The organism is Methylosinus sp. H3A (genome assembly GCF_015709455.1).
Lineage (GTDB): Bacteria > Pseudomonadota > Alphaproteobacteria > Rhizobiales > Beijerinckiaceae > Methylosinus.
In genome coordinates this window covers 1-22,690 of record NZ_JADNQW010000004.1, presented here as the reverse complement: position 1 = coordinate 22,690, position 22,690 = coordinate 1, and the positions used below count along the sequence as shown (strand labels likewise).

Annotated in this window: 20 protein-coding genes and 6 pseudogenes; 7 read left to right on the top strand and 19 right to left on the bottom strand. The window is 60.9% G+C overall.

The features are described from left to right. Positions 1-21 precede the first annotated feature (21 nt). Positions 22-936, top strand: a complete 915-nt coding sequence (locus IY145_RS02175; RefSeq protein WP_196406733.1) for a recombinase family protein — start codon at positions 22-24, stop codon at positions 934-936. Between the two features lie 43 nt (positions 937-979). Here IY145_RS02175 and repC read toward each other — a convergent pair whose 3' ends face one another. The 4 genes and pseudogenes from repC to IY145_RS02155 form a co-directional block, all read right to left on the bottom strand. Continuing rightward, positions 980-2,314 (bottom strand): plasmid replication protein RepC, encoded by a 1,335-nt coding sequence (gene repC, locus IY145_RS02170; protein ID WP_196406732.1) that lies wholly within the window; start codon positions 2,312-2,314, stop codon positions 980-982. Positions 2,315-2,505: 191 nt separating this feature from the next. Continuing rightward, the gene (gene repB, locus IY145_RS02165) at positions 2,506-3,579 is read right to left on the bottom strand and encodes a plasmid partitioning protein RepB (protein ID WP_196406731.1); all 1,074 of its coding nucleotides are present in this window, start codon (positions 3,577-3,579) and stop codon (positions 2,506-2,508) included. Beyond that, the gene (gene repA / locus IY145_RS02160; protein ID WP_196406730.1) at positions 3,576-4,787 is read right to left on the bottom strand and encodes a plasmid partitioning protein RepA; all 1,212 of its coding nucleotides are present in this window, start codon (positions 4,785-4,787) and stop codon (positions 3,576-3,578) included. Before repA ends, repB begins: the two co-directional genes overlap by 4 nt. Before the next feature lie 456 nt (positions 4,788-5,243). Next, positions 5,244-6,413 (bottom strand): annotated as a pseudogene (locus IY145_RS02155) (Fic family protein). Between the two features lie 160 nt (positions 6,414-6,573). Between IY145_RS02155 and IY145_RS26480 the strand changes: the two are divergent. Next, entirely contained in the window at positions 6,574-8,010 is a 1,437-nt protein-coding gene (locus tag IY145_RS26480; RefSeq protein ID WP_196406729.1) for a DUF6880 family protein, read from the top strand. Positions 8,011-8,119: 109 nt separating this feature from the next. Next, a complete protein-coding gene (locus tag IY145_RS02145) occupies positions 8,120-8,752 on the top strand; it encodes a plasmid pRiA4b ORF-3 family protein (RefSeq protein WP_196406728.1) in 633 nt (210 codons plus the stop codon). Between the two features lie 422 nt (positions 8,753-9,174). Here the strand turns inward: IY145_RS02145 and IY145_RS02140 are convergent, their stop codons facing one another. The 4 genes and pseudogenes from IY145_RS02140 to IY145_RS02125 form a co-directional block, all read right to left on the bottom strand. After that, on the bottom strand, positions 9,175-9,453 hold the full coding sequence (locus IY145_RS02140; RefSeq protein ID WP_166144049.1) for a DNA-binding transcriptional regulator: 279 nt from the start codon (positions 9,451-9,453) through the stop codon (positions 9,175-9,177). Then, positions 9,450-9,785 carry a type II toxin-antitoxin system RelE/ParE family toxin gene (locus IY145_RS02135; protein ID WP_166144108.1) on the bottom strand — a complete coding sequence of 112 codons (336 nt, stop codon included), beginning with the start codon at positions 9,783-9,785 and terminating at the stop codon, positions 9,450-9,452. The genes IY145_RS02140 and IY145_RS02135 overlap by 4 nt, the downstream gene beginning before the upstream one ends. 87 nt (positions 9,786-9,872) lie before the next feature. Further along, positions 9,873-10,532, bottom strand: a complete 660-nt coding sequence (locus tag IY145_RS25525) for an IS630 family transposase (protein WP_246721730.1) — start codon at positions 10,530-10,532, stop codon at positions 9,873-9,875. Further along, positions 10,463-10,798, bottom strand: a pseudogene (locus tag IY145_RS02125) (winged helix-turn-helix domain-containing protein); the annotation flags it as partial. The gene IY145_RS25525 and the pseudogene IY145_RS02125, both read right to left, overlap by 70 nt. A 429-nt stretch (positions 10,799-11,227) precedes the next feature. Here IY145_RS02125 and IY145_RS02120 point away from each other — a divergent pair. Further along, a protein-coding gene (locus tag IY145_RS02120; protein WP_196406726.1) for an IS3 family transposase occupies positions 11,228-12,414 on the top strand; the annotation gives its coding sequence in 2 pieces (ribosomal slippage) (positions 11,228-11,480 and positions 11,480-12,414; 1,188 coding nt in all). A 296-nt stretch (positions 12,415-12,710) separates the two neighbouring features. On the opposite strand, the gene IY145_RS02115 is transcribed toward IY145_RS02120, so the two are convergent. Together IY145_RS02115 and IY145_RS02110 are read right to left on the bottom strand one after the other, a co-directional pair. Continuing rightward, positions 12,711-15,482: a caspase family protein gene (locus IY145_RS02115; protein ID WP_196406725.1), complete on the bottom strand. Its 2,772-nt coding sequence runs from the start codon at positions 15,480-15,482 to the stop codon at positions 12,711-12,713. A gap of 18 nt (positions 15,483-15,500) precedes the next feature. Further along, positions 15,501-15,839, bottom strand: a complete 339-nt coding sequence (locus IY145_RS02110; protein WP_196406724.1) for a hypothetical protein — start codon at positions 15,837-15,839, stop codon at positions 15,501-15,503. A gap of 210 nt (positions 15,840-16,049) precedes the next feature. On the opposite strand from IY145_RS02110, the gene IY145_RS26475 reads away from it, so the two are divergent. After that, positions 16,050-16,256, top strand: a complete 207-nt coding sequence (locus IY145_RS26475) for a helix-turn-helix domain-containing protein (RefSeq protein WP_196406723.1) — start codon at positions 16,050-16,052, stop codon at positions 16,254-16,256. 44 nt (positions 16,257-16,300) lie between these two features. Here the strand turns inward: IY145_RS26475 and IY145_RS26470 are convergent. The 3 genes and pseudogenes from IY145_RS26470 to IY145_RS02090 all read right to left on the bottom strand — a co-directional run. After that, a pseudogene (locus tag IY145_RS26470) lies at positions 16,301-16,423 on the bottom strand (hypothetical protein); the annotation flags it as partial. Further along, positions 16,420-16,599 (bottom strand): DUF1403 family protein, encoded by a 180-nt coding sequence (locus tag IY145_RS26465; RefSeq protein ID WP_210332594.1) that lies wholly within the window; start codon positions 16,597-16,599, stop codon positions 16,420-16,422. The pseudogene IY145_RS26470 and the gene IY145_RS26465, both read right to left, overlap by 4 nt. A gap of 618 nt (positions 16,600-17,217) precedes the next feature. Further along, positions 17,218-17,514: a hypothetical protein gene (locus IY145_RS02090; protein ID WP_196406721.1), complete on the bottom strand. Its 297-nt coding sequence runs from the start codon at positions 17,512-17,514 to the stop codon at positions 17,218-17,220. A 126-nt stretch (positions 17,515-17,640) separates the two neighbouring features. Between IY145_RS02090 and IY145_RS25510 the strand changes: the two genes are divergently transcribed. Then, complete coding sequence (locus IY145_RS25510; RefSeq protein WP_312030541.1) at positions 17,641-18,339, top strand: helix-turn-helix domain-containing protein; 699 nt, start codon at positions 17,641-17,643, stop codon at positions 18,337-18,339. Positions 18,340-18,353: 14 nt separating this feature from the next. On the opposite strand, the pseudogene IY145_RS02075 reads toward IY145_RS25510, so the two are convergent. The 6 genes and pseudogenes from IY145_RS02075 to IY145_RS25235 all read right to left on the bottom strand — a co-directional run. Then, positions 18,354-18,803 (bottom strand): annotated as a pseudogene (locus tag IY145_RS02075) (IS66 family transposase zinc-finger binding domain-containing protein); the annotation flags it as partial. Continuing rightward, positions 18,718-19,092 carry an IS66 family insertion sequence element accessory protein TnpB gene (tnpB, locus tag IY145_RS25505; protein ID WP_246721710.1) on the bottom strand — a complete coding sequence of 125 codons (375 nt, stop codon included), beginning with the start codon at positions 19,090-19,092 and terminating at the stop codon, positions 18,718-18,720. The pseudogene IY145_RS02075 and the gene tnpB, both read right to left, overlap by 86 nt. Continuing rightward, a complete protein-coding gene (gene tnpA / locus IY145_RS02070; RefSeq protein ID WP_196406720.1) occupies positions 19,089-19,514 on the bottom strand; it encodes an IS66-like element accessory protein TnpA in 426 nt (141 codons plus the stop codon). Before tnpA ends, tnpB begins: the two co-directional genes overlap by 4 nt. Positions 19,515-19,518: 4 nt before the next feature. Further along, on the bottom strand, positions 19,519-19,917 hold the full coding sequence (locus IY145_RS25500; protein ID WP_312030540.1) for a DDE-type integrase/transposase/recombinase: 399 nt from the start codon (positions 19,915-19,917) through the stop codon (positions 19,519-19,521). Further along, positions 19,838-21,031 carry a sensor histidine kinase gene (locus IY145_RS02060; RefSeq protein WP_196406719.1) on the bottom strand — a complete coding sequence of 398 codons (1,194 nt, stop codon included), beginning with the start codon at positions 21,029-21,031 and terminating at the stop codon, positions 19,838-19,840. The genes IY145_RS25500 and IY145_RS02060 overlap by 80 nt, the downstream gene beginning before the upstream one ends. A 333-nt stretch (positions 21,032-21,364) precedes the next feature. Then, a pseudogene (locus IY145_RS25235) lies at positions 21,365-21,454 on the bottom strand (ATP-binding protein); the annotation flags it as partial. 73 nt (positions 21,455-21,527) lie between these two features. On the opposite strand from IY145_RS25235, the pseudogene IY145_RS02055 reads away from it, so the two are divergent. Continuing rightward, positions 21,528-22,193, top strand: a pseudogene (locus tag IY145_RS02055) (IS6 family transposase). Positions 22,194-22,690 lie beyond the last annotated feature (497 nt).

Here is a 22,690-nt window from a genome sequence, read left to right as displayed (position 1 = left end):
TTGAAGTCAATCGTCTGACCCATGCCTCTGATCGGCTACGCCCGCGTCTCGACCGAGGATCAGGTCACGGGTGCACAGACCGATGTGCTGAAGGCCGCCGGCTGCGTCGAGATTTTTCGCGAGCATATGTCGGGGGCGAAAGCCTCACGGCCGGAACTGGCCAAGGCCCTTTCGCGCGTGCGCCGCGGCGACGTGCTGGTCGTCGCGCGGCTCGACCGTTTGGCCCGCTCGCTGTCGCATCTCCTGGCCGTGATCGCCGAGCTCGACGCCAAAGGCGCGCATTTCAAATCGCTCGCCGATCCCATCGACACCACGACCCCGCAGGGCCGGTTCGCCCTGCAGGTTCTCGGCGCCGTGGCCGAGTTGGAGCGCGCCCTGATCCGGGAGCGCACCAAGGACGGCCTGCGCGCCGCCAAGAAGCGCGGCCGCATCGGCGGCAATCCAAAGCTCCGCGCCGGCGACCGCGACGCCATCCAGCGCATCGTCGACGCCAAGGCGGCGAACTATTTCGAGCGCGTCAATCGAACAGCCGAACATTGGCTGCCGATCGTCCGGCAAATGCGCCCGGATCACCGCTGGCAGGATGTCGTGCGCGTGCTCAACGCCAAGCGCGATGGCGCCACCGGCGCTCCCCTGCCCCAATGGACCGTCGAGCGCCTGAAGCGCGCCGTCAAATGCTTCGTCGCCGAGGGCTTGATCGAGCCCCGCCTCCTCCATCAAGCAGCCAGCCGAAAAGTCAGCAGCGAGCGTCTGGTCACGCTCGTCGCCGGGATCAAGCGGGCCAATCCCGATCTGACGCTCGCGCAGATCGGCGCGCAGCTCGAGGCCATGTATGAGCGCACGCCGCGCGGCGGAACGCGCTGGGCGCCCTCCTCCGTCAAAAGCCTGCTCGACCGCGCCGAAAAGCTCCGATTGCTCGACGCCGAAACGCTGTGAGCGAGCGGACCGCCGGGCCTCGGTCCGATAATCCATCCCCGCGTCACCCCGTTTTCTTGCGCTCGCGCGCCGCCTTCGCGGCCTTGCCGCGCAACAGGGCCATCAGCACGGGCCCGAGCGAGAACTCCCCTGCCCTCGCCTTTTCGGTCAGGACACGGAGATAGCCGCCGGCGCTCTTGATCTCATCGCCGCGTTGCAGGATCGCGGCGATGACGATGGAGGCGTCATGCTCGCCCAGGACATCCAGGGCCTGTGACCAGGCGTCTGGCGAAACGCCGAGCGCCGAGCGCACTGTCGCCGCCGCAGCAGCGAGGTCTCGCCACGATGAAATCTCGCCACTCGGGCCGTAATCGGCGATGTCTGGACAGGCCTCCAGCACCATTCCGAGCGGATAAGCGCGAAGGGTCGGCTTGGGATCGGCGGTTCGAGGACGATCAGCGGATGTTTCTGGGGCGCGGTCGATCGCTCCCCCAGGCTCTTCGAGATTTGGCTGGGATGGCTGAGCCCTACCTTCCTGAAGGTTAGGTTCAAGATCAGAAAAGTTTGTGGTTTGATTCTGTATGTGACGCTCAGTCTGAGACTCATTGCCGCTCATATTTTGAGCTTTTATATGCGTTTCCAGCGACTTGTGGATTTCGATCGCCAGCAGGGCCAATTCGCCGGCCAAAGCCTCCAGATCGGCGCGGGAAAGCCCCCGTCCGTAGCGCCCCGAGAGCGTCGCATAGCGCTGATGCGCCTCGTCCCAATCGCCCGAGACGCCCTCCTCCAATGCTGTCTCGATCATTTTTGCGATGTCGCGGCGGGTGAGCGTGATCTTCTCGCGCAGCAGCGCGATCGCGCGGTTCTCGGCCCGCACCTCCTCTGCGAGGTTCTCGATTTCGCTCGAGCGCGCGACGAGCGGCGCGAGGTCGAAACCAAAGGCGTCCTCTATGGCTCCCCCCTGCCCTTTCCGAGCGAAGCGCTTGCCGTTCGGAGAGTCGCGGCGGATGATCAAGCCGGCGTCGACGAGGCAGGCGAGATGCCTCCGCAGCGTCGCCGGCGCCATGCCATGGGCGCGGATCGAGAGTTCCTTGTTCGAGGGAAACACGACGATGCCGGCGCCGGCCGAGCCCGCCTCGGCCGACATCGACCCGACCTCCGGCAGACTGAGCGCTGTTTCCTGGTGAAAGCTCAGCAGCGCGTGCAGCACCGATAGCGCGCGCTCGGTGACGCCGAGCGGCTCCTTGGCTTCGGTGAGCGCGCGAAACAGCCGCCATTTGTGGACGACGGTCTCGGATGCGCCCGGCTTCGTGGCGAAATTCTCGGTCGCGGTCTGGCTCGCCACCATGGCGAGCGACAACGACCGCCGCCCGAAGGGCGTCGTTGGACGTGTCTGCATGATCCTTTGCCTCATTCAGGCAAAAGAAATCCGCTCGCCGAAACGGCGCCGACTCTTGACAGCGATTCGCGGAAGTGTGATTCTCTAGGTGCGAACTACGAGAAGGGCTTCCGGGGCGACGTTTCGGGGGCCTTTTTCTTTTGTCGATGTCTCCTGCGTCATACGCTCGACGTCACACATAACTCTCCCCGTCATCGACGGGATTTGAACTCCTCATAGAGCGCCTGCAATCGCTCGAGGACGAAGTCACCAAATTCAGGGGCGACGCGACGATCGATCGTCACCGAAATTTTTTCGGCGTCCTGCACAATCTTGGCGAGTTTTGCGCCTTCCGCGGTCGTCCAATTTTGGAGACGAGGCCGCTCCGCGACGCTCGGTCTCACCAAGGCATGAACCCGTCGAAACCGCTGATCGCTTTCGAGAGCGAGGAAGTCCGGCGACGCAATCAACGCTTTGACCGATTTCGCGACTGCGGGATCCGAAAAACGCTCGGCGAGATCGATCCACCCGCGCCGCCCGATTCCGAGCGACGGACCAATCGCATGGATGACATTCTCGGGAACTCTCGAAATAACCGAGAGCATGTTGGACAAATCGCTCTTGTAGACGGACAGCGCGGTCATGATCGTGTCGCGCTTGAAGCCTCTCTGTTCCAAGCTGCGCGCGAAACGCGCCTTCTCTATGAACGACAAATCTTGCCGCTCGTTATTTTCCTGACCTTGCGCAATGACGAGTTCATCATCGGAGAGAGACTTGACGACGGCGCGCACTGTGCGCTGCAGATCGAGCGCAGCGCGAAGCCTCCGATGGCCATAGGCGACCTGAAATCGCCCGCTCACGCTCGGATGAGGGCGCACGAGAATCGGCACTTGCTGCCCATGATCTCGAATAGCTTCGACCAGTCGTGCATGCGCCTCCCGGCTCGTCGCCATGCGATCCTCGACAAAGGAAGGATCGATCAGCGTCGGATCGAGGTCGACAACGACCTGCCCCTCGGCAAGCTGCCGCTCGATAGCGAGCGCGCGCTCGGATTGTGCTTTGAACTCGCTGAGAGACTGCCCGAGCGCGCCGACAGGAGCCGCAGCAGACTTTATAAGTGCCGAGGAGCCGAGAATGGGTCGTGTCTTGTGCGTTGCCGCCCTTACCACGGGATCCGCGTCTGACTTTTCGTTGACTCGGAGATCATCGGTCGCGGCCGTGACTTTACCGTCGGAGGCGGGCGCCGAGCCGAGTTGCAAATTCGCGAAGAGCGCTTTTCGGCTCATGCTGTCCTCCCCCAGGCTCTTCGGATTAAACTCTCGATCTCTCCGTTGACTTGGTTCATGGATTCGACCGCGCGATCGTATGTCGATCGGGTGAACTGCTGGCGCTCCACTTCATACAGCGTCTGGTTTGTGATCGATGCGTCCGAGATCGCCGTGCTTTTCAGCATGGGATGTATGAGCACGTGTTCCCCGAAGATCGACCGCAGGAAAGCGACCATCTGATTTTGAGGGCCGTCGCTCGGCTCGAATCTCGTGACGAGGTAATTCATCCAGTCGTAATTCGTGGTCCCCCCCGCATCGGCTACGACCTCCAAGAGGTCTCCCGTCATCGTCAAGAACTGCGCCATCGACAACACGTCGAGCATTTGCGGATGCACCGTGATCAGAACTGCGGTGGCGGCGCTCAACGCAGAGAGGGTCAAATAGCCGAGTTGCGGAGGGCAATCGATGACGACGATGTCATAGAGGTTCTGCGCCTCGGCAATCGCCTGAGCGATACGTCCAAAAAACATCAAATCTCCGGGTGCATGCTGCATCAGCGCCCTCGGCGTTTCGTGCTCGAACTCCATCAGCTCTAGATGGGCGGGGATCAAATGCAGATTGGGAATATAGGTTCCTCTGACGATCTCGCTGATGGAACGACGATGCTCGTCGTACCGAATCGCGCCGTACAAAGTTTCATTGGATCCTACATCGAGTTCGGGCTGCGAGCCGAAAAGCGCAGACAGGCTTGCCTGAGGATCGAGATCAATGGCGAGAACGCGATACCCGTGCAGAGCGAGATATTGCGCCAAATGCGCCGATGTCGTCGTCTTCCCCGACCCACCTTTGAAATTCATGACAGTGATAATCTGCAAATGCTCGCCATCGACGCGATGGGGCAGATAGCGACGATCACCTCGGGCGCTCTGGTCGAGAATACGACGAATATTCTGAATGTCCTCAACCGAGTAGGACCGTCGACCGTTCGTGACCGTCGAAGCCACCCCGCGTCCTTCAGCCGCGACCTGCCGGAGATATCCTTCGTGGATGCCAATAAGCTTCGCCGCTTCCGCAGGCGAAAATAGGCGGATGGACTTTTCTGCGGACGGAGGAAAATTGTTGCGTTGATGTGCCTGCAACTGCTGCGACAGATTATTCGCGTGCCGCTGAATCAGCGTCCGAAGCTCTGTCGCCTTCGAAGCGGAAATGGCGGGTTTGCGTGCCATGTCTTGAGGGATCTCACAAAATCAAAGCTGCGGAGTTTTTCAAAGTTTCGCGCTTCGAGCGCGTCTTGAGGCATTAGCGCCGATTCTGAGCGAAGGCGCAACGTTTTTTCTGCTAACGAAACGTTAACAGCTGAACGAATCATGTGAGCTCGGTGACGCAATAATTCGTTGGCGCAAATCCCAAACATCACATTGGGGTGCCGGCCTGACGGCTGGGATCGTTAGCCGCGGCTAACTTCTTTCTTCAGCGATCCCGAGTTAGCCGCGGCTAACTCGGGGCCAGCCGGCCCACGAACGACACCCTAGCCCAGATGTAGCCAAGCCGACCCACCTCCGAGCCGGGCGTTGACAACCCTACTGGAGCGCCCCACGTGACCTCGCCAACTAAGCGCGCGGGGGAGAGAGTCGGGCAAGCAGCCGCTTAACGCGGCACGTTCATGCCGCGAGAAACGGAGATCACCCTCGCAGCCGTCCCGTTCCTTCGCCGAGAATATCGAGATAAACACGGTAGCTGAAAACGCGCCACGCCGACGGCCCGTAATCTCCGCGACGATGCCCAGGCGCTCGAGATCGCCCAGCGCAGCATTCACGGTCGGCGCGCTCAACCCGGTACACTCCGTTCGCGCTGACGAATGGATGCAGCTGAAGCAAGTCGTGAATGCGAAGTGAGGACCCCGTCCGATCGCTTTCGGCTGCTATCCGCTCCCGGTCACTCGTGAAAAGACCCGCGATCCGCACGGCTGCTTCGAAGGCCTGATTCGCCGTTTCGGCAACGCCCTCCAGAAAAAATTCGAGCCAGCTCTCCCAAGCGCCATTTTCGCGCACCTCTTGCAAAAGACGATAATAGTCCGCGCGATGCGTTTTCAGATAAAGGCTGAGATAGAGGAGGGGAGTCCGCAGCACGCCATTGGCGCACAGGAACAGCGTGACCAGAAGGCGCTCCACACGACCATTCCCGTCGAGAAACGGATGAATGGTCTCGAACTGGACGTGAAGCAGCCCGGCTTTGATCAGCGGCGGCAATTGCGATCCGGTTTCGTGAATGAAGCGCTCGAAAGCGTCGAGACAGCCGCCGAGCTCACTGGGGGGCGAGGGCACGAACAGCGCGTTGCCGGGCCGCGTGCCGCCGATCCAATTTTGCGAGCGCCGAAATTCGCCGGGATCTTTCGTCTCACCACGACCGCTCTGCAGGAGGCGAGCGTGGAGTTCACGAATGAGTCGAAGCGAGAGCGGGAACTCTTCGAGCCGTTCGAGCCCGTACATCATCGCGTCGACATAATTCGAGACTTCCCGGATGTCGTCGATCGATTGGGCCGACGACGCCTCCGTCTCGAACCGAAGGAGATCGGCGAGGGTCGACTGCGTGCCCTCGATTTGCGAGGAGAGCACGGCTTCCTTGCGGACATACATGTAGAGAAAAAGCTCCTGTCGCGGCAGCAGGACGGCTGCGCCATCGAGCCGGCCGAGCGCTCGCTCCGCGGCGCTGACGCGACCGAGAAAGGGCAGGAGATCGATGTCCCGGCTCGGCGGCAGGGGAGGGGGAACGAAGGCGCGCACGACTTCGCCGCCGACAGTCGCTTCTCCGTAGCGACCAAGCCGGAACCTACGGGAATTCTGAGCGCTCATGGGCGCAGTATGATCCAGACTTCGTATTTGAGCACTCCGGCATCGCCTTAAATGGTCGGCCTGAGGCTTTAAGACGCCTCAATTTTGCGGGCGTCCCACCCGCGCCGTCCAGGTCACAGTTGGACGCCTCCCGAAATTCAATTCGGCTATAATCTCCGTTATGGCGCCGAAAAACACACTCACCCCCCAAAACCTCCAAGCGCTCGGCGCGGAGCGGCTCGCCGAATTGTTGATGGAAATCAGCAGTGGCGATGCCGCGGTAAAGCGTCGCTTACGGCTTGCGCTCGCCGGCGCTCGCGGTCCGTCCGACGCCGCACGAGAAATTCGCAAGCGCCTCGCTTCGATTTCCCGGCCCAGCGCCTTCATCGATTGGCAGAAGCGCCGCGCGCTCGTCGACGACCTGGAAACGCAGCGACGCGCAATCGTCGATCACGTCGAACCCGCCGATCCGAAAGAAGCGCTCGATCTCATGTGGAGCTTCACGGGTCTCGCCGCTTCGGTGTTCGCGCGCTGCGACGACAGTAGCGGAACGATCATCGGGATTTTCCACCGAGGCGCAAAGGATCTCGCTCGCTTGGCCGAGACCGCGCGTTGTGACGCAATGGAGTTGGCGGACCGCACCTATCAGGCGCTGCTCGCCAACGACTATGGACAATACGACCATCTCATCGCCACGTTGAGCGGTTCGCTCGGCAGCGCCGGTCTCGCGCATTTGAAGCAGCATCTCATCTCGCTGTCCAACGAGCCGATAAAAAGGATCGAGGATCACGAGAGGCGCAAAATCGGCTGGTCGGCGAGCGGTCCTATCTTCGAAGACGAGATCCAGAACCGCCATCGGGCCAGCGTCATCCGGTTTGCATTGAGCGACATTGCCGACGCGCAGGGCGACGTCGACGCCTTCGTTGCGCAATATGACAAGCGAGCGACGAAGTTTCCGAAGATCGCGGCGGAAATTTCCCGACGGCTCACCGCCGCCGGCCGCGCCGACGAGGCGCTGCAGATGGTGGAAGCCGCGGAGCGCGGGCGCGCCGACCGCCCTGAGTTCGAATGGGAAGACGCGCGCATCGCGGCGCTCGAGGCGCTGGGTCGAAGCGAAGACGCGCAAGCAGCGCGTTGGTCGTGCTTCGAGCGCTTTCTGTCAGAGCGGCATTTGCGCGAGCATTTGAAACGCCTTCCTGACTTCGATGATATCGAGGCGGAAACAAGAGCGCTCGACATCGTCGAAAGCCACGCCAATTTCCAACAGGCGCTGTGGTTTCTGGCGTCATGGCCGGCGCTCGATCGGGCGGCGAAACTCGTCCTACAACGCTCTCAGGATCTCGACGGAGATCGCTATGAAATTTTGACGCCGGTCGCAGGAGCCCTGGCCGGGAAACACGCATTAGCGGCGACGCTAGCGCTGCGCGCCATGATCGAATTCGCGCTCGATCAAAGTCGAACCAGCCGCTACAAGCACGCGGCGCGCCATTTGCTGGAATGCGCCGGGTTGGCCGCAAATATCGGCGACTTCGGAAAGCACGAGACCCACCAAGCCTTCGTGGCCCGGATACACGGCAAACACGGCAAGAAGACTTCGTTCTGGTCCAACACCGCCTGAGCGCCTCTCGAGCGGTTGGTCGTGCGATCAAAAGGCGGTATCAAAGCAGACTTTAGAACGCGTGCATCGAGCGATGTAAGAGTCGATCGACAGCGAGATCGGGTTCGTCATGCCCTTTGAAGAATTGAACGCGGCTCAGGTTCGAATTGAAATCGCTGGCGTCTCGCCGCCGATTTGGCGACGCCTCATTGTTCCGCTTTCGTGGAACCTTCACCAATTGCATCTCGCGATTCAGGCCGCCTTCAATTGGTGGAACTACCATCTCCATGAGTTTCGGATCGGCGGGTTGCGCTACGGCGACTTGGAAATCGAAGACGACGTCTGGTCGGATATGGATCCCCGAGTGTTCAATGAGCGCGAAGTGCGGCTGGCGGACTTTTCCGGCGAAGACCGAATTGCCTTCGGCTATCGTTACGACTTTGGAGACTGTTGGGATCACACCGTCGAGATCGAAGACAAGCTCACGCTCCCGGTTTCACCGAGGCACGCAACATGCGTCGCTGGCGCTCGGGCCCGCCCGCCGGAGGATGTCGGCGGGAGATACGGCTATGAGAATTTCCTCGGGATCATTTCTGACCGTAAGCACCCGGAATATCGCGAGACCCTGACCTGGTGCGGCGGGCATTTCGACCCGGAGTGGTTCGATCTCCCGATCGTCGACAAGGACGTGCGGAGCGCGCTGCGGCCCGGCGTGAAACGTCGCCTTCATCAGCCGAAACCGCGGAAAGAAAAAGCGAAGTGATTTTTAAACTGGCCCGCACTCGCGAGTTGGCAACCCGCGCTTTCAGGAATTGATAGCGCCGAGCCATTGAGAAAAGACCGTCGTGTGACGGCACTCGTCGGTCGAGACGCTGAAGCGACGAGCGGATTGGAACGGGGAGGGGACCGCCGTAGCGGTCCAGTCGGGAGCTTTTCTTTCACTCGCTTCGGCTGTTGTTGCCGACCATCGGCGGGCGCGCGTCCATCCCGCCGAGATCACGGTGTTACCAGCTGTGCCGGCGAATTCGAAGCCTTCCTCTCCTCGCCAGCATAACGGCCGAGCCCGGTGGATCTCGAAAACGCCTATTCCGCCCTCAAATTATCGGACATCAAAATCCGCTCGACAACTAGGGCGCTTTGAACACGGACAAAACAACAAAAGCGCCGCCGAGAATTCGCCGCGCGTCATGCCACAAGCGCCCTTTTGACGGCTTCCGGCTCCCGTGCGATCACGCGCAGCAACATGGCGGCTGGGCCGCTGACCGCACGCTGACCCTGCTCCCATTTGCGATAACCGGATAGGCTCATCCCCATGAGGGGAGCCATCTCTGACTGCGTCAGCCCCGCAAGTTTGCGGACCTCGCGCGGATTTACGGGAGCGTGAACGACAGCCGGCCCTTCACCCTTCACATGCGCCAGCGCTTCGCCAAGAGACTGGATCAGGTCTTCTCCGAACGCGGTCATCTCTTCTTCCTCGCAGCCTTGATCGCATCCACGAGCGCCGCGGCGCCCCGCTTTTCCTCGGGAGTCAAATCGACCTTTTCGTTCTTCTGGTAGACCAGCAGTGCGTAAAGCGGGATCGAGTCATCGAGAAAATAGTAGACCACCCGAGCGCCGCCACGTTTGCCTCTTCCAGAAGCCGCAAATCTGACTTTACGCACTCCACCCGTGTCAGGGATCACGTCACCGCTGAGCGGGTTGTCGGCGAGGAAGGAAATGAGTTCGGCCTTTTCGTTCTCGTCGAAAAGCTTCTCCGCTTGCCGCGTGAATGTCGGGGTTTCCGCCACAGTTTGCATTAAACCTAGTAACCCATTGGGTTGTATTTGTCAATTAGCCAGGATCGAGAGCTGAAGCGGGATTGAATTCATACGGTTTCCGGCTGATTACTTCGGCTTGGCGATTTTTGGCCACCAATGGAAGCCGGCGCGGCTTTTGATGATGTCGCGCTCGCTCGCGAGCGCGGCGCATCTTTCGCCGATGATCGCGTCGAGTTCCTCTATCGTTCCGATGTGCTTGTTGACGATCGGCTCGTCGACGAGAGCCCATAAGGTCTCGGCGGGTTGCAGCTCCGGCGTATAGGGCGGCAGAAAAACCAGTCGCACGCCATCCGGCACGCTCAGACCAGCCTCGCCGTGCCAGCCGGCGTTGTCGATGACGAGCACGATCGTGCGATCGACGCCGGCCTTGGCTTCGCGCGCGAAGGTCTCGAGCAGCGCCGCGAAAAACGGCTTCGAGACGCCGTCGTGCACGTACCAGAAGGTCTCGCCGCTCGCCGGCGAGACGAAGGCGGTCACATAGAGCCAGTCGAAGCGATGATGGCCATGCGCGATCGGCCGCTCGCCGACGGGCGCCCAGACGCGCCGCGTGACCGGTTTCAGGCCGAGCCTGTGCTCGTCGCTGACGAAGACCTCGACCGATCGCTCTGGATGCTTCGCGGCTTCCTCCGCGACGGCGTCTTCGAGGTTTTTTTGAACGCCGCCGCCTCCTCGGGCGAAGCCACCTTCGGATTTTTGGGGCGTGGAGCCTGGATCGACATGCCGCAGGCTTTCAGCGCTTCCCAGCCGCGCTGAACCGCAACTTTCTCCAGCCCCAATTCGCGCGCGAGAAAAGCCGCGACTTTCGCGCTCGTCCACAAGCCTCCGTCGTCGGGGGGCTCGTTCAGCCGAACGCGCAGCTCGGCGAGCAGATCGGGCTTCAACACCGTCGCCGTCGAGCCGTTGCGCCGGCGCAAGTCGCCGAGAGACTCCGGTCCTTCTGCGTTGTAGCGCGCCGCGAGTTGCTCGATCCAGCGCTGGGCAAAGGATGTCATCTCGGCGACTTCGCCGAGCGTGTGGCCCTTGGCGAGCAGCCAGATCGCATGGAAATGCCGCGCCTCGCGCGCGTTCGAACTCGAAACATACCGTTCACGCAACGCATCGACGCTCAAATGCGCAGCTATCGTCGCCATGACCCGCCTCCAGCGATTCATGGCGATACAGCTTAGCTACTTCGATTCGCCCCGGGAATCCCCGTCGCCGAGTCAATCAGCCGGAACCCGTATCACCCCTTCGAGGGCCATCTGAAGTGAAAAATCTGGCGAATTCGTTTTTCGCCCTCTGTCAGAACTTGAGTTTTACCCCGCCTTGAAACGCGCGTGGTGAGAGCCTGCGTAGATCGAGCCGGTCGCATTTTGCGTGACGTGCCCCTGAAAAATTCCACCAGCATCGATTAGAGTCCGGCCGATTGCAGGACGGACACGATGAAGAAGAAACGGTTCACGGAAGAGCAGATCATCGGGATTTTGCGGGAGCAGGAAGCCGGCGCGAAGGCGGCGGACCTCGCGCGCAAATACGCTATTTCGGAGACGACGCTCTACAATTGGAAGGCCAAATTCGGCGGGATGGACGTTTCCGAGGCCAAGCGACTGAAGGCGCTGGAGGAGGAAAACGCGCGTCTGAAGAAGCTCTTGGCCGATCAGATGCTCGATGCGGCGGCGATGCGTGAGCTTCTGGGAAAAAAATGGTAGGGCCCGGCGTCAAGCGCGACGCGGTCGCGCACCTTCGGGCCGTCATGGGTCTGTCGGAACGTCGGGCCTGCCGGATCGTCGCGATCGATCGCAAGACGGCGCGCTACGCGTCGAAGCGTCCGGCCGACGCCGAGCTTCGCGCCGAGCTGCGTGATCTCGCCAATGCGCGTCGGCGCTTCGGCTACCGGCGGCTGTTCGTCTTGCTTCGTCAGCGGGGCGAGCTCTCGGGCAAGAACCGCATCTATCGGCTCTACCGCGAGGAAGGGCTGACGGTGAGGAAGCGCCGCGCACGCCGCCGCGCCGTGGGAACACGGGCGCCGATTGTCGTCGAGGCGAAGCCGAATGCCCGATGGTCTCTCGACTTCGTGCACGACCAGCTCGCCAGTGGCCAACGATTCCGCATCCTCAACATCGTCGACGACGTAACGCGTGAATGCCTGGCGGCGATCCCGGACACATCGATCTCCGGCAAGCGGGTGGCGCGCGAGCTGTCGGCGCTGATCGAAAGGCGCGGCAAGCCCGGCATGATCGCTTCCGACAATGGGACCGAGTTCACCTCGAACGCGGTCCTGTCCTGGTCGGAGGAGAACAAGGTGGAGTGGCACTTCATCATGCCGGGCAAGCCGATGCAGAACGGTTTTTGTGAGAGCTTCAACGGCCGCATGCGGGACGAGCTGCTCAACGAGACGCTGTTCTTCGGGCTCGACCATGCGAGAGAGAAAGTTCGCTCTTGGGTTCACGATTATAACCACAGGCGCCCGCACTCTTCCCTCGGCTATGCGACGCCGGCGGACTATGCGGCCGCGCTCACCGCAACAGGCGATCGGCTGCGCAACCCCGACCAGCTCCGCCGATCGCCTGTTGCTCACCCCACGCCCGCGGGCGTATCAACCGCCGGGACTCAACTCGCCGCTGGATGAAACTTCGGGGGCACGTCAGCTCAGGCCGAATGTCCGCGCCGCTTCCCGCCGGCTCCTTCCTTCAATGAAAACAAATTGTCGAACCGCTGCGTAGGTCTCCACCGCAAACATCCCCGGCCGCCCCTTCCGAATCACGCTTCGGAAATGGTCCGCCTCCAATGTGGCCGGCTTTTACGCCGCCCTGCCGCTGCACATGCGCCGCTCATTGGCCGATTATTGCGCCGCCGCGTACAATGATTGCGTCGCAATCAATGTAATGCTTATGATAGCGCCCGAAAAAGGTGCTGAGGCGGCGACTACCAGGAAAACTTCAGCAGCCAAGAGTTGAATGGTCGCTCGATTCCAATCGTCTTTCTCTGTCTCAAGACCGTGTAGTTTCTGAGTAGCAGCCCCCCGAGGGGACCATATAGACGCGAGGTGACGTAGATACGCCAATCGAGCGCCCAGTCGGGAACACCCGCGAGCCAAGCGTCGTAATTCTTTTGCTGATCCTTCAGATTTCCGAGAAGGTTGGCCATATTGGGATCAAATGCGCGCGGATGGCTGCCCACCGAGGCGGCGATCGCTGGTAAATCGTCCCGAAAAGCCACGAAATCAAATGCAGTGCCGCGATCGGTTGCATCGACGGATGTGAGCAAAGCGAGAACTTCGTCCCTATCTCCATAAAGAGCCGTCATCACGACATAGTATAGGTTGTGTTCCCCGCTTTGCCGGAAAAAGGAGCGGATTGTTTTTATCTGCTCAGAAGGGAGGTGGGCAACGACGATCATTCTAATTAGGTTGTCATAATCCATCACAAAATCATCAAACCGTTGCAGAAGCATCTTTACTCCCATTTCCGGGGAAGCGCTCAACGCAGCGAGCAAGACCCATTTCCGAATGGAAACCGGTTGCTGGGGTTGGAAAAGAAGATTCTGCAACGCAGGGGACCAGTAGTTGAGCTGCACGGCCCACTTGATCGCATTCGTCCCCCTTTCTACGTCGTTATTGGTCAGCGTTCGATTTCCTAAATTTTCCAGATATGCATTGATGACATCATCAATGAGGTAGCCGTTTGCGTGAATCTTGTCGCGACGCTGCACGAAATCCAGCACGCGGTCACGCTGGTTATCGTCGTCGTTGAAGTCGAACAACACAGTCGCCTTCAGATCCTCGCTTGACTTAACCAAAATTTCAACCGCATTCCCGCCAACCTGTGGAACTATCTCATAGTAGACGTCAGAGCAACTGTTGAGGAGATATTCAGAAACATCGAGTTGGTAACTTGGTGGAGCTTTCTTCACGGCATCGATCAGAGTAATGTCGCAGGGTCCGCTGCCAGAGAACATCAGCTCCTCAATTGCCATTCGAGTCCATTTGACATCCTCCTTGTCGTTCCAGTCAAGCTCCGGCAGCTTCTTGATGCTTCTTAACACCCTGGCCGACAACAAGCGTCTGTAAGTATCTGATTGTAATTGGTTGAAATAGCCGAACGTTTTTGTCTGTGAGCGAGAAGCGCGGACGAAAAACGGGATCGCAGCTGAGCGGCAGTTCGCCTGTAGAGCGCCACTCATGGCGAATTCGGCGACGTCGGGCTGATCGCTACTCATGAGGCGGTAATATAAGAATGACCTTAGGGTATCGGAGCATGGCGGCTGCAGAGACGACAGCCCGAGCAGAACATTCGGGTTAAAAGCATTTTTGGAATCCTTTAGAGCCTTGATCGCGATATCGGGCTCGAATTGGATTAGGGCAGCGAAGGCGATCGCTACCTGGGAAGGGTCTTGACCGTCATTGATGATCGATGCGAACCTGTTCTTGTCCTCATCACTGAGCGTTCCCAGGTATGCGTATGCATTCAACATCTCGACAGAATTTACTGTCGAGTCGCGGGTGTCCAGAGCGGTTCTGGCAATCTGCCGGGCTTCGTCTGCGCGACCCAATAAACCCGCGAGCCAGAACCTCCCTTTTGTCGACAGACTCCCCCGGAGCTTCTCCAAAATATCGTTGTCATTATCCAGTTTGGCAAAAGCGAGATTTTTCTCGTTTGCCAGCGCGGAATCCGGCAAAAGCAGCGTGCGGTCAACTCCAAATTGCCAGAGCCGACGGGGCATTCCCGGCCATGGGAAATTGGGATAACCCTGATAGAGGGTGACATAACCGCCATCTAGACGGAAGAAGTAATGCTGATCAAGCCAGGTCCAGTATCCGACGACGACAATGATGATCGCGGCGGCTAGAGTGCCGACAGCCTTCGACACGCGCCGCCGCACGTATTCGGGTGAATAGCGCGCCGTCTTCAGCAAAAGGCCACCTATGGCAATGTCGCTATTGACAAAGAGGAGCGGATCCTTTTCGAAGGAGCCGTCGAAACTCGGGTGCTGCGGCGGAAGGCCGGCATATTCGCTTTGCAGAAGTTCCTCGACACGAGCTACAACATGGGCCATGAGACTGGTGAAGTATATTTCACCCTGCGCGCCCATACCTGCCATATTTCCATGCAGTGCCTCAATCAGTGCCGCAGTAAATGGCGATCCTCTGCCAGTTATTTCCCAAGAGCTTTCCCCCTCTTTAGAGGAACTCAAAAGAATGCGGAACTCTAGTCGGTTTTCGATGTAGCCGAAAAGTGCGCGGGCATTTTCATAGATCGCGGATCCGCCGCAGCAATCTGCCACGATGAGTATACCGCGCGCATATGTTCCTGCAAACGCTAGTCCGAGGTCGGTGCTAGTTATGAGGGTCTCCGGACGAGAGAGTATCCCATCGCTCGGGACGAGAGCAAAGGAGCCGTTGGATTTGACGCCATGGCCTGCGAAATAGAAGAAAATAATATCTCCTTCCGCGGCTCTACAGGAGCACTTGCGCAGCGCCGAGATTATCCCTTCGCGTGTCGTCTCCTCAGGTGCAGTTAGACACAGAAGCTGGTTATCAGAGATGCGGCAGGCGGTAGGAGAGAGAAGAACGTCTTTAAGACGTAGCGTTTCTCCTTCAACGGCAGAAAGCGGTGCTAACCCCGCATCGATGGGCTGGCCGACCCCGACAAGCGCGACCTGAATCGTCTCAGGAAACTTGTTGGCGCGCACGTCCATTTGCCCCTCGGAGTATCGTCAGAACCAGGATGAAAAAAATCGTTTCTCTGATGGACGAATGGCACCACCGCGGGCTACGGCCGTCGGACTGACACCGCCGGTTGTGCTAGAAATACCCACTGCGGAAAGATACACAAGACAGCCATTCAAGACGGCGATGACGTAATCCGAACCCTGCTTGTCCAGCGCCACGGCTCCGCCGATGCAGATTCCCTGAGCCACAACGAGACCCAACCATTTCGGCGACCAATCGAACGCAGACCGCAGCGTGTTCGTGACGATAAACGTCGCGCCGGAAGCACCTGCTAAAGTGCCCAGCGCCGCCCACGTGAAGAATTGATCAGGCAATGACGCCATTGGAGGTCCTCCCGCCCTGCTTGACCGCGCCACAAGGCCGCACGATTGGAAGCCGGCCAGCCCCATGGAAAGGTCCAGACCCGGTATTAGTTCATGAGCGCGGTTTGGACCAGCGGCTAGAGCGGTTTCCGAACGGTATGAATCGTTTTGGGATTCCCGAATCGGCCTTCGTCTGATTCAAACTACCCGCCGCGGAAGGAGGCGGCGGGGATGGCTCTTTCCGATGATCTTCGCGAACGAGTGGTGAAGGCTGTTGTCGAAGAAGGCATGTCGCGCAATGCGGCAGCCACGCGGTTCGGGGTGAGCACTCCGAGCGCAGTGCGCTGGGTCAAGCGCTTCGAGACCTCGGGCGAGATGTCTCCGGCGCCGAGCGGGGGAGACCAGCGCTCGAAACGGATCGAAGCATATCGCGAATAGCGGATCGCCTCGGCCAATTTCGATTTGCCGGAGATACGCGGCAGCTCGCGCTCCCAGAGATCGAACAACGCCTGCACGATGTCGCCCGGCGTCGCCCTTCGCGCCGCCAGGCGCGCCGGCGGCGGCTGACTGCGCACCTCTTCCTCGACAGCCCACAGCAGCTTCATCTGCTCGACCAGAACCGGCGGCGCAGATGAGCCCAACATCCGGCCAGACGCAGGCCGTTGGAATGCAGCAGCGCGACGACGCGGCCCGTGCCTTTGGCGCGCAGTTCCGGCGCGACGGCGCGCAGCCGGTCCGAACGGCGCGCCAACTCGGCGGCGTGGGCCAGCGCGTCCGGCAACTCCGGCTCGCTCGGCCGAGGGCCCGGTTCGAAGCGCCGCGCAGCTCCGGGCGCAAGAACGTCGTCGCGGCGAGCGCGAGCGGCCGCTCCCATCCCAGGCGCTCGGCGAGCGCCACATCGGCCACCCACCAGGCGAGGATTTCCGCTTCGGCGCGCCGTGTCGCCGGCAGCTCCCGCGCCAGCGCGACGCCGGCCGCCGACGGCACGGACAGCCGGTGAAGGCCGCCGGCGCGGGCTGGTCTCTCCCGCGCCGGCGGCGAGATGCACGGCGTCGCGCGAGGCGGCTTCGTCCTCGCGCAAGCGCAACGCCGACGCGCAAGTCGTCGCGGCGCGCTGAATCTGGTCGAGCAACGCCAACCCCGCGCCGGCGGCGAGCTCGGCCGCGGGGCCGCCGCGCGCCGGCGGCCCCGCCCATGACGGATAATCGCAGGCTATCAACGAGCTGGACGGCGGTTCCGCGTCGACGCGGAGCGCGCGCCAGGCGCCTGCGGGCGGGAAGCGGCGGCGCGGCGATGGGAGCGAGCGGTTCGGCGGGATCGAATCGGGGCATGTCCGAGCGTCACCCGCAGCGGCGCTTTGTCACGCGAACTCACGGCATAACCGCCGCGCTCGTCTGGTCTATTCGATGTCCGATAATCTGCGCTTATCGGACATGGTGGGGGCCGCCCGGGAAATCGCGAATGTCGTTCGCGTTTCATGGCTCGACAGCCCGCAAAATTCGAATTCAGGCGTCGGATTTTCGCGCTTCATCGCTGGACCGGCTTCGCGGTTCATCAGTGGACTGACGCTGGCGAAGCCCGGATATTCGTGCATCGCCCTCTCGAGAACGGCGGGGCGGACCCCGAGGTCGGCGGCCGCGATCGCCGCCGAAGCGGCGGACGGGTTTTCGTTCGGGCCCGCCATCCCGGCGGCCACGGCGTCGTTTCGCACTGACCAGTAGACCGCCGCCCGGGGAGCGGCGTGACCAGGCGGACCCACTTTCGAACCGCACGCCCCGCCGGCGCCTTGCATTCGGCTACCCCTTTGGGGTATGCATCGACTATGAATTCGCCCGCCCTCATCACCGTCGTCGAGACAGAAACCTATCTGGCGCGCGCGACGGAGATCATGAGCGAAGCCGAGAGAACGGCCGTCATCGATATGATCGCGGCCGACCCTCGAGCCGGTGATTTGATCCAAGGCACGGGCGGCATGCGGAAGGTCCGCGTTCCGCTGGGCGGAAAAGGAAAACGAGGCGGCGCCCGCCTCATCACATTTTTTCACGACGCCGACATGCCGTGCTTTCTGATCACGGTCTACGCCAAGAACGTGCAAGCAGACCTCGATCCCAGACAGCGCAAAGCGGCGACGGCGCTCACGACGCGATCCGCGCCCAATTCCGGAGATAGGACGATGGACGGCAAAGATTTCGAAAGCATGATCTCGGGTCTCGAAGACGCTCTCGCCTACGCCAAAGGAAAGCCGAGCGCAGGAACCCGCGCGCACAAGCTGAAGATCGATCGGAGCTTCATCGCCGAGACGCGCCTCAAAGCGGGATTGACGCAGGAAGAATTTGCGAAGGTCACGGGCGCGTCGCTGGGAACCGTGCGCAAATGGGAGCGCGGCGAGCGCTCCCCTTCCGGCGCTGCAGGAATGCTGGTGAGAATTCTGGCGCGCGACCCGGCTCTGGTGATCCAGGAGGCCGGAATTGGCGAGCGAACGCCACGCAAAGGACAGCGGCGCGCCAAAACAGCGGCGTGACAGGTGTCACGCTCCCCTTCGATCAGCCGCGCCGGGGCCGGCGCCTGCACGACGGCGCCCTCGCAGGCGCGGCAGGCGTATTTGGGACGCCGCGTCACCAGAACACGGAACTGCGCCGGCACAATATCGAGCCGCTCGGAAACGTCTTCGCCGATCGAATGCAGCGCGCCCTTGCAGCACGGGCAGGACTTGTCGTCGACATCGACGATGATCTCGATGCGCGGGAGATGCGCTGGCAAGGCGCCACGGTTCGTGCGGCGCTTTCTGGCCGCCCTCTCACGGTCCGGCGCAGAGCCGGCTTCCGCTTCCGCCGCCGCGGCAGCCTCTGCCTGCTCGACCTCTTCGAGCGCGAGCAGCATCTGGTCCTCGGGGAGCGTCTCAGAGCTCCGCCCGAAGCGGTGTCGTTGCATCTCCTTGATGATCTGAACGAGGCGCTCGCTGCGCGCGCGTTCGGCGAGAAGCATCGCCTTCAGCTCGTTCGGATCCTCGGGAAGCTTTTCGACTGCCTGCGCCATACCCGCAACGGAACTCGCCATCCTCGAGACGCTTGGCGAACAGACACACACCCGTGCCGTCCCAGAAAATCAGCTTGATGCGGTCGGCGCGCTTGGCGCGGAAAACATAAATCGCGCCGTCGAAGGGATCGGCCATCATCGTCTCGCGGACCAACGCCGCCAGACCTTCCGCGCCTTTGCGGAAGTCGACGGGCTTCGTCGCCACCATCACCCGCACCGCGCCGGTCGGACCGATCATTTGGCGGCTCTCAACGCCCGGATCACCGCAGTGATGGTCTTCGCCTGCGCTCCGCGTCCGACCCGAACCGTGACGCCATCGACTTCGAGTTCGATCGTCGGCGCCGAATCGATTTCCTGGCGCAGGGCGCGTCGTTTGCGCTTCGCCGGCCGCGCTGGCGCAGGTCCTTGCATGACTGCGGGGACGAACAATGGCGCGCCTGCGTCCTCGCGAGCCTCGGCCTCTTTGCGCGTCTGACGACGCCACGTAAAAAGCTGCTGCGGCGTCAGACCGTGCCGCCGGGCCACTTCACAGACGCTCGCGCCCTCCGCGAAGCTCTCTGCGACAATCGCCGCCTTCTGATCCGCGCCCCATGTCCTCCGACGCCCCGCGCCCGTGAAGACCTCGATCCGCCGCGTCGAAGCCGCTTCAGGCTCCGACATATGTTTACGCTCTGAAATCGACATGTGTCGGAGCCCCTATCACTCCGATTATCGTCGCCCCAACTCGCTCAAAACAGGTGGGATCAGAACACCGCTTACGATCGACGATATTATTGAGATATTTGATGCGGCGGATTTCGATGTCCGTTTCATGCTCCGCATTGTAGCGTTCGATCGCCGCAGTGTTGGCGCCGCTCTTGTCGATCGTGATCGTCGCCGGCGCGCCATGCTGACCAATCGCCTTGCGCAAGAAACGCAAGGCGACTTTGCGATCCCTCTTGGGCGTCCCAACGCAGCTCCGTGCAACACCGCCTCGCTCGGCTTCAATCCGCCCGCTTCGAGTTAACGTGACATCGCCCGTTAGGCTCCACCAGAGGGAGTTCGAAACTAAAGACGGCTCCACAGTCGCTCTTTTCCGCGGCCCATATTCTTCCGTAATGCGCTTCGATGATCGAGCGAGACACCGACAGGCCGATGCCCATTCCGCTCGCCTTGGTCGTTGCGAAAGGCTCGAAAAGCTTCCCTTGCATGGTCTTCGACAGACCCGGGCCGGTATCGGCTATATCGACTCTGATCGAGTTCTGCTTTTCGTTCGAGGTGGAAATGGTCAGCTGTCGCCTCGCAGAATCGTTCATGGCATCGCGTGAGTTCCGTATTAGATTGATCAGAACTTGCTTTATTTGAACACTGTCCGCGAGCACGGTGTCCTTCTCCGCGCCGAGCTCGAGAGTTACGGCGACGTTGGCCTCCTTTAGCGCCTCTGACGAGAGGTCGAGCGCCTCATCGACCAGTCTGTTCAAGCTGCAGATCGTCTTGTCGGACTCTCCGAAATCGGCGAATTGCCGCATGTGGCTGATGATCTGCCCCGCGCGCATGATCTGTTCGGTAGCCAGATCCAGCGTGTCCGCGACCGACGCGGAACGCCGGTTCTCCGGCAGTATCGCTAGCCGTTTCGCCGCCTTGAGGTAAATCGCCGTGGCGGCGAGCGGTTGATTGAGTTCGTGAGCGAGCGCGGCCGCCATGCCGCCCATAGCGGTAAGACGCTCCTGGCGCATTAGATAGAGCCGCTCCGCCTGGGATTGCCGAAGCTCGGCCTCCGACATTCTTTTCCATGTGCGGTGCAGCATTTCGGCTGCGCAGGAGATCATTACGCAACTCGTCAAGAATATACCCAAGCCCAGCCAGTCGCCCGGGGCGGAAAGAGGGCCGAACCATAAATGCGCCATCAGGGCCGCTGCGAGGGCCGCCGAAGAACCGGAGACCAGTCCGCCGAAAAGCGCCGCTATGGTCACCACCGGATAGAATGTCGCGTAAAGGACGCGTTCGCCCAGCACGTCCGTCGCTGCATAGCGCCAAAACACCCCACAAATTGCCACCACAAAGCCGATGAGCGACCGCCTCGATGCAGGCGCGGAGTAGAGGGACGCGAGCAACTCCATGAGCGCGTCCAATCGGCGGTTCAGGCTCGGCGAAAGGCTAGAGCCGAACCGTTTCTCCGAGCGCTTCTCGGTATCCAAATGCAATGTCTCCCGCCCACACGCCAACCGCGTGCATCGGCAAAACCGTTGCATCGGCGAGGCTCTGTGCAGGCTTTCACGCCCCGTTTCACATTATCTAGCGCACTGCCGCTGACTTAGTGCCGTGCGCCAAATAAGGTGTGTCAACGGCGGAGAGATTTCCGGCCGACGGTTCGGCGCAGTCGCCGACAAGAAAAAGGACCCGATCGGGCCATTTTGCTTGTCGGCGGCGAAAATTTCTCGTGGGGCCTACGAGGGGATTGCGCCCGTGTCGGCGTCGACGCTCGCCTGGTCGATCGGCGTGGGGGTCATGCGTTGTCGCGCCTTCGATTGTCAGAGCCGATAGCTGTCCCCGTTCATCTCGAGGATATGGACATGATGGGTGAGGCGATCGCGCAGCGCGCCGGTCAGACGCTGATTGCCGGGTTTTGTCGCAAATGTTTTCGAAGGTCGATATGGCCTATGATCGTCGGCAGAGAGCAGGCGGAATAGCGCGATGATCGACTTCAAGGGCAGCCATTTTGAACGCGACGTGATCCTGTGGGGCGTCCGCTGGTATATGGCGTATCCGATGAACTATCGTCAACTCGAGGAAATGATGGAAGAGCGAGGCGTCGACCATTCCACGCTCAACCGCTGGGTCGTCAAGTATGCGCCTTTGCTGGAGAAACAATTCCGTGCTCGCAAGCGCGCGATCGGATCCAGCTGGCGTCTCGATGAGACCTATGTGAAAGTCAAAGGCTGCTGGAAATATCTGTATCGGGCCGTCGACAAGGCAGGCGCGACGGTGGATTTCCTGCTAACGGCCAAGAGGGACTGCAAAGCCGCGTTGCGCTTCTTGCGGAAGGCGATCGGCCAGCATGGCGCGCCGGAGAAGATCACGATCGACAAGAGCGGCACCAACACGGCAGCGATCGAAAGCTACAATGTGTAGCATGAAACGGACATCGAAATCCGCCGCATCAAATATCTCAATAATATCGTCGAGCAGGACCATCGAGCGGTGAAGCGAGTGACGCGGCCGATGCTGGGTTTCAAATCATTTCGATCGGCTGCTGCGACACTCTCGGGGATCTAACTCATGCATATGATCCGAAAGGACCAGTTGCAGGCCAGGGGCAAATTGCGTCCAGCGCAGCAGTTCTATGCCCTCGCGGCGTGAGCCGCGTCACTCTCGGACGCCCGCGTCGCCTCCCTAGACAAAATTTGCGACGCAACCCCTGATCGCGCATATAGCTCTCGAGCGCATCGACGAGAGGCCGCCTCGACGCTCGGCTAACAGCGAGACGTTCTTACGCGTCTTGCCGTGGCGGCCTTTGAAAAGATCGTCCACACTCAGCATAATCCATTCTCCGGCGCTCGGTTGAGCGTCGCCCAGGCGATTATGTCCCGCTCACGCCGTTCGCACCAGAACCGGCAGCTTCGTTCGACGCTCACCGAGACGAAGTCGTGTGCCCGCTGGCTAAGTTGGCCGCAGGCTTCTGAGACGGCTCGGACCTTGCCATCAAGACCGCATCAGCCGCTTCAATGAAGCCATCGCCCCCGGGCCCCGCGCTAATCCATGTGGGAGGAATGGGTATCTGTGGAAGGTCCCGCGTGACTGTGCTGACGCCGACCGTGTGCCGGAAGAAGCCGAACATGGGCGCGTCGTTGACCGAG